3 protein-coding genes and 1 pseudogene are annotated in these 4,362 nt (G+C 66.5%); all 4 read right to left on the bottom strand.

The annotated features are described in order from the left end of the window. A pseudogene (locus J7E68_RS19540) lies at nucleotides 1-173 on the bottom strand (MFS transporter); the annotation flags it as partial. Nucleotides 174-215: 42 nt separating this feature from the next. After that, complete coding sequence (locus J7E68_RS03095; protein WP_215169749.1) at nucleotides 216-1,250, bottom strand: LLM class flavin-dependent oxidoreductase; 1,035 nt, start codon at nucleotides 1,248-1,250, stop codon at nucleotides 216-218. Nucleotides 1,251-1,303: 53 nt separating this feature from the next. Further along, entirely contained in the window at nucleotides 1,304-2,980 is a 1,677-nt protein-coding gene (locus J7E68_RS03090; RefSeq protein WP_215169747.1) for a DUF885 domain-containing protein, read from the bottom strand. Between the two features lie 61 nt (nucleotides 2,981-3,041). Further along, on the bottom strand, nucleotides 3,042-4,362 hold a 1,321-nt coding region (locus J7E68_RS03085), incomplete at its 5' end, for a DNA polymerase (protein ID WP_251048579.1).

Genomic DNA, 4,362 nt, shown 5'->3' with positions numbered 1-4,362 from the left:
TCCCACTGCACTGTGAGAGCGGCGAGGATGAAGGAGATGAGCCCGACATCCATCGCGTCCAACGCCCAGCCGACTCCCGAGCCGGTGAGCAGACGCAGATGGCGACGAGTGAACGGGAGCTCGTCGAGACGCCCGGCGATCGACGCCCGGCTCGGCAGCGCGGTGTTGGCCATGCTTTCATCGTAGAGGCGCGCACCGCGCTGCCGAGCTCGGGATCAGTCGCGATCCGCGAGGATCCTGCGCACCCGAGGAATGACCTCGCTCCCGTAGAGCTCGATGCTGCGCATCATCGAAGCATGAGACAGGGTGCCGGTGGCATACTTCAGATCGAACCGGCCGAGGCCGAGCGTCGTCACCGTGTCGGCGATCTTGGTCGCCACCCGGTCGGGCGATCCGACGTACAGCGCACCAGCGGGGCCCACATCGTTCTGGAAGCGCGCACGACTGTAGGCAGGCCACCCACGCTCACGACCGATGGTGTTGTTCATGGCCTCGAACCCCGAGTACGCGGCCTCCCATGCGTCCTCGTCGGTGTCGGCGATGTGCCCCGGAGAGTGGACGGCGATCGGATGCGAGGTCGTGCCGAACGACGCGACCGAACGGTGATAGAGATCGACGAACTGGCGGAATCGGCCCGCGGGGCCGCCGATGATCGCGAGCATGAGTCCGAGCCCGTGGCGGGCGACCCGGACGACCGACTCGGGGCTGCCACCCACGCCCACCCATGTGCGCAGGCCGTTCTCGGTCTTCGGGAACACATTGGCATTCTCGAGCGACGCGCGCATCGTGCCCGACCATGTCACCGGCTCTTCCTTCAGGAGCTCGACGAACAGCTCGAGCTTCTGCTCGAAGAGGGCGTCGTAGTCGCGCAGGTCGTATCCGAACAGCGGGAACGATTCGATGAACGAGCCACGACCGAGCACCACCTCGGCACGGCCGTTCGAAAGGGCATCGAGCGTCGCGAAGCGCTCGAAGACGCGCACGGGATCATCTGACGACAGCACCGTCACTGCGGTGCCGAGACGGATGTCCTTCGTGCGGCCGGCGATCGTGGCGAGCACCATCTCGGGCGACGACACGGCGAACTCGGTGCGGTGGTGCTCACCCACGCCGAAGAAGTCGACGCCGACGCTGTCTGCCTTCTCCGCCTGCTCGACGATGTTGCGGATCGTCTGCGCGCCGGTCAGCAGCTCGCCGTCGTCGCCTCTCGTGATATCGCCGAAGGTGTCCAGCCCGAACTCGATGCTCATGTCAGCCCTTTCTATTCAGCTGAATGAACACCGGCGGAGGCTCACGCATTCCCTCAGCGGGTCAGAAGTGCTGTCCGCAGGGTGTCGAGACCGACCCCGCCCATGTCGAGAGCCCGCTTGTGGAACTCCTTGACGTCGAAGTCCGGACCGCGCTCGGCCTGGTACGCATCGCGTACCTGCTCCCAGATGCGCTGACCGACCTTGTACGACGGCGCCTGGCCCGGCCACCCGAGGTAGCGGTTCACCTCGAACTGCACGAACTGGTCGGACATGTTCACGTTCTTGCGCATGAAGTCGAGGGCGTACTCGGCATCCCACACTCCGTCGCCCTCGAGACGCGGCTTGCCCAGGTGCACGCCGATGTCGAGCACGACGCGAGCGGCACGCATCCGCTGCCCATCGAGCATGCCGAGACGGTCAGCCGGGTCGTCGAGATATCCGAGTTGCTGCATGAGGCGCTCGGCATAGAGAGCCCAGCCCTCGGCGTGCCCTGAGGTTCCCGCGAGCAGTCGACGCCAGGAGTTCAGCTCGGCGCGGTTGTAGACGGCCTGAGCGATCTGCAGATGATGGCCGGGAACGCCCTCGTGATAGACGGTCGTGAGCTCACGCCACGTGTCGAACTCGGTGACGCCCTCGGGAACAGACCACCACATGCGGCCGGGGCGCGAGAAGTCGTCGGTCGGACCGGTGTAGTAGATCCCGCCCTCCTGAGTGGGCGCGATCATGCATTCGAGCGTGCGAATCGCCTCGGGGATGTCGAAGTGCGTTGCGCCGAGCTCGGCGACCGCGCGGTCACTCGTCTCCTGCATCCAGCGCTGCAGCGCATCGGTGCCGACGAGTTTGCGCGTCGGGTCGGCCTCGAGGTGCGCCACTGCCTCTTCGACAGAGGCACCGGGGAGGATCTCGTTCGCGATGGCCGTCTGCTCGGCGACCATGCGTGCGAGTTCCTCGCGACCCCATTCGTAGGTCTCATCGAGGTCGATCGTGGCGCCGAGGAAACGACGCGAGTTCAACGCGTAGAGCTGGCGGCCCACGGCGTCGGTCTCGGTCGCGACCGGGGCCAGCTCTTCGGCCAGGAAGCCGCGCAGCTCGTCGTAGGCGACGCGCGCCGCCGCGGAGTTGTCGGCCAGAGTGCGAGCGAGGGATGCCGGCAGGTTGCCCTCCTCGGGCGCGGCGTCGGCGACGAAGGCCGCGAAGAAGCCGTCGTCGGCGGTGTAGCGATCGATCTGCGTCGCGACCTCGATCACCTGGCGACGCGCGGGGGTGACGCCGGCCGCGATACCGGCACGCAGGGTCTCGGTGTAGCCCTTGAGAGCATCGGGTACCGCCGCGAGACGTGCTGCCACCACGGACCAGTCGTCGGCGGTCGCCGTCGGCATGAGGTCGAAGGCGGACCGTACATCCTGGGCGGCAGAGGCGATCACGTTGAGATCGCGCAGATGCCAGTTCGCGTCGTGCAGCTCGAGGTCGAGACTCAGCTCGGCCGACAGGTCGGTCTTGGTGACCTCATCGATCGCGTCGACGGGCTCCAGCGCGCCGAGCTTCGCGAGCGACGCTCGCGTCGCCGTGACGATCTCCTCGTGCCCCGCGGGACTGAGGTCGCCGAAGCGGTCGTTGACCTCGTCACGGCCGATGTAGGTGCCGAGCGTCGGAGCGAGCACCGCGATGGTGTCGACCCACTCATCGGCGACTTTGTCGATGGCAGACGGGGTACGAGGCGAAGAGGTCATCCCTTCAGCGTAGCCCTGCACCATCAGCGCGACATATCGGTCTGTCGGAGCGGGCGGACGCTCAGTGGGCTGCCTCGTTCCAGTCGTGTCCTCGGCCCACCTGCACGTCGAGCGGGACGGTCAGATCGGCGGCATCTCCCATGCGGGTGCGCACGATCCGCTCGGTCGCCTCCCACTCCCCCGATGCCACCTCGACCACGAGTTCGTCGTGGATCTGCAGAAGCACACGCGAGGCGAGTCCTTCGGAGCGCAGGTCGTCGTGGATGTGCAGCAGCGCGATCTTCATGATGTCGGCTGCGCTCCCCTGGATCGGCGCGTTCAGCGCCGCACGCTCAGCGTTCTCGCGCAGGACGCGATTCGGGCTCGCCAGGTCGGGGAAAGGACGACGACGACCGAAGATCGTCTCGGTGTAGCCGACCTCCTTCGCCTTCATCACCGAGGCCCGAAGGTAGTCGCGCACGGCGCCGAAACGTGCGAAGTACTCGACCATCAGCTGCTTCGCCTCGGACTGCTCGATGCGCAGCTGCTTGGACAGCCCGAATGCGGAGAGACCGTAGACCAGCCCGTATGACATCGCCTTCACCTTGGTGCGCATCGGAGCCGTGACGTCGCTCGGCTCGACGCCGAAGACCCGAGCTCCGACGAATCGGTGGAGGTCTTCGCCACTGTTGAACGCCTCGATGAGGCCCTCATCGCCCGAGAGGTGGGCCATGATCCGCATCTCGATCTGCGAGTAGTCGGCGGTGAGAAGCGATTCGTACCCCTCGCCCACCTGGAACGCGCTGCGGATCCGGCGGGACTCCTCGGTGCGCACCGGGATGTTCTGCAGGTTCGGATCTGTGCTCGACAGCCGTCCGGTCTGGCTCCCGGTCTGCACGTACGTCGTGTGCACCCGGTGATCGGGGCCGATGGCGGTGTCGAGGGACTCGATGATCTGTCGCAGCTTCGTCGCCTCACGGTGCTGAAGCAGAAGACCGAGGAAGGGGTGCGGGTGTGATTCCTGCAGATCGGCCAGGACGGCGGCATCCGTCGAATAGCCGGTCTTGGTCTTCCGGGTCTTCGGGAGCTGCAGATCATCGAACAGCACTTCCTGGAGCTGCTTCGGGGAACCGAGGTTGAACTCACGCCCGACGATGCCGAACGCGTCTTGGGCAAGCCCCTCGGCTCGCGTCGCCAGCTCTGCAGAGAAGGTCGAGAGCACCTCGTGCGACACGGAGACCCCCGCGACCTCCATGTCGGCGAGCGTCAGCAGCGTCGGCAGCTCGATGTCGTTGAGGACAGTCGCCACCGTCTCGGGAATGTCTTCCCTCAGCGCCCTGGCCACGCGCAGCGCGAACCAGGCTTCCTGCGATGGCGTGGCCCCCTCGGTCTCGGACACGAGC

The sequence above is a fragment of the Microbacterium sp. ISL-103 genome (assembly GCF_018613995.1).
GTDB lineage: Bacteria > Actinomycetota > Actinomycetes > Actinomycetales > Microbacteriaceae > Microbacterium.
This window is presented reverse-complemented; position numbering and strand designations above follow the sequence as displayed.